A 1,889-nucleotide genomic window follows, 5' to 3' on the forward strand; every position below is an offset into this window, starting at 1 on the left:
CCCGCGCGTCTGACGTGGGCGCAGGTGCGGGCGCAGTGGCCACTCGCGCTCGTGCTGGCGGGGGTGATGGTCGCGCTGGGGTTCGTGATCCTGGAGCGGTGGCGACGCGGCGCGTTCCTGCTGGGCGTGGTGGCCCTGGCCGCGGCGGTCCTGCGGGCGGCGGTGCCGGATGAGCGGGCGCGGTTGCTCGGGGTCCGGGGAAGGACCTTCGACGTCGCCTTCTACACCGGACTCGCCGTCGTCATCCTGTGGCTGGCGACATCTGTCGACTCGCTCGGCACGGGCTGACGGCGGCCGGGTCTGCGCGGACGCCTACGCCGAGTCGGCCGATTCTGCACCGGCCTGCCGTCGCGCGCCGTTGCTATCGCGTGCCGTTACTATCGCGGGCCGTTGCCGTCGCGTGCCCGTGTTCCTTCACGCGCGTGCCCTGCCGCATCCGCCGAACCCCCGCGCCACCTATCGGATGGCAGGTCACCCAGCGGGTCCGATAGGTGGCGCGCGTTCCGATAGGTAGCGATCACGTGGCGCTTCTTCTGGCCATCATCGGCCAGCAACCCGGTCGGCAATCAAGCACGTCGGGGCCGAGTCCGCTCACGATAGGGCAGGTGGGCTGGTCACGCGGCTGCGGAGAAGAGCACCCGCTTGATTCGCGCAGCCAGGACATGAGGCTCCTCGAGATCACGCCACCGCCAATGTAAGACTCGATAGCCGAGTGCCATGAGTTCGGCATCGCGATCCTTCTCCATCCCCAATCGATGCCGTGTCTCTGCGGGGGTCAGCCCCTCGAAGTACTTACCGAAACCGTCACATTCTCCCACCACGCCGTACTCGGGCCACAGGAAATCCACGCGAGCCACTCTGATGCCGCGGGAATTGACGATGTCGACCTGGATCTCCGGCTCCGGCAGGCCGTGGTCACGGAATGTCAGCCGGCTCAGGGTCTCTGCCACGCTCTCGCTCCGCCCGTCCGCGAGGCTCAGCGAGTGTCGGGCGCGCCTGATCCCGCGACGGCCCGCGGACTTTTCCAGAGATTCTTCGAGCGCGACCCTGGCGACGAGTTCGCCGTGGGGCGCAGCATCGGCAACCGCCACGCAGGCATCCCTGTTCGTCGAGATTGCGATGTCCGTCACTGTTCGTGCCGGAGTGGTGACCCGCAATCCGTTGACCGTCGTGACCTCACCGGCGAGATCAGGAACAGTGCGGAACGTCGTCAGATCGGTGGTGCGGGATCGCGGCGACGCCCCCTCGTCGCACACCGCGACCTTTCGCAACGGCAGACCCCAGTCCGGAAGACCGTGGACGAGAGCCGCAGATGCGTGAGAGAACACCGGCGAGCCAAGTGCAGTGTTCGTGGCCAGAACCGACAGGAGGTGGCGGTCCCGCCTGCAGAGATCGCGTGCTCTCTTCTCTACGAAGAACCCGGGTCTGAAGTAGTGCCCCATAGAGTGGTGTAACTCGGTGGCCGAGATCGTCTGCGATTACGTGTTGTACACGGATGTAGAGCGGCCACCGTGTGATCCTTCGAGTCAACCTTTCACAGAATCCTCGAACGGAGTCATCACGATGACCGCACCCCACATTGTCGACCCTGCAGGCCTGCTTGGCCAAGCCCTAGCCGACGCATCCCCGGATCTGATGCGCGAGCTGCTGCAGACCATGATCAACGCCCTGCTCTCGGCCGACGCCGACAGCGTGTGCGGCGCCGAGTGGAACGCCCGGTCCGCCGAGCGCACCAACCGTCGCAACGGCTACCGCCACCGGCCCCTGGACACCCGCGTCGGCACCGTCGACGTCGCCGTGCCGAAGCTGCGCTCGGGCAGCTACTTTCCTGAGTGGCTGCTCGAGCGCCGAAAGCGAGCCGAGTCCGCGCTGATCACGGTCGTGGCGGA

At 66.9% G+C, this 1,889-nt stretch carries 3 protein-coding genes; 2 read left to right on the forward strand and 1 reads right to left on the reverse strand.

Translation table 11 applies throughout. The features are described 5' to 3' along the window. The coding region (locus G6024_RS15385) for a DUF3017 domain-containing protein (RefSeq protein ID WP_235027938.1) at positions 1-288 on the forward strand (288 nt) is incomplete at its 5' end. A 326-nt stretch (positions 289-614) separates the two neighbouring features. On the opposite strand, the gene G6024_RS15390 is transcribed toward G6024_RS15385, so the two are convergent. Continuing rightward, positions 615-1,442, reverse strand: coding sequence for a type IV toxin-antitoxin system AbiEi family antitoxin (locus G6024_RS15390; protein WP_182640409.1), 828 nt, complete (start codon positions 1,440-1,442; stop codon positions 615-617). Between the two features lie 121 nt (positions 1,443-1,563). Between G6024_RS15390 and G6024_RS15395 the strand changes: the two genes are divergently transcribed. After that, positions 1,564-1,889 (forward strand): transposase (locus tag G6024_RS15395; RefSeq protein ID WP_182640410.1); only part of this gene is annotated, 326 nt, incomplete at its 3' end.

The organism is Dietzia maris (genome assembly GCF_014144855.1).
GTDB lineage: Bacteria > Actinomycetota > Actinomycetes > Mycobacteriales > Mycobacteriaceae > Dietzia > Dietzia kunjamensis.

Excerpts from the sequence above, each read along its gene's own strand:
- G6024_RS15390 (WP_182640409.1), bottom strand. The coding sequence starts at position 1,442 with ATGGGGCACTACTTCAGACCCGGGTTCTTCGTAGAGAAGAGAGCACGC.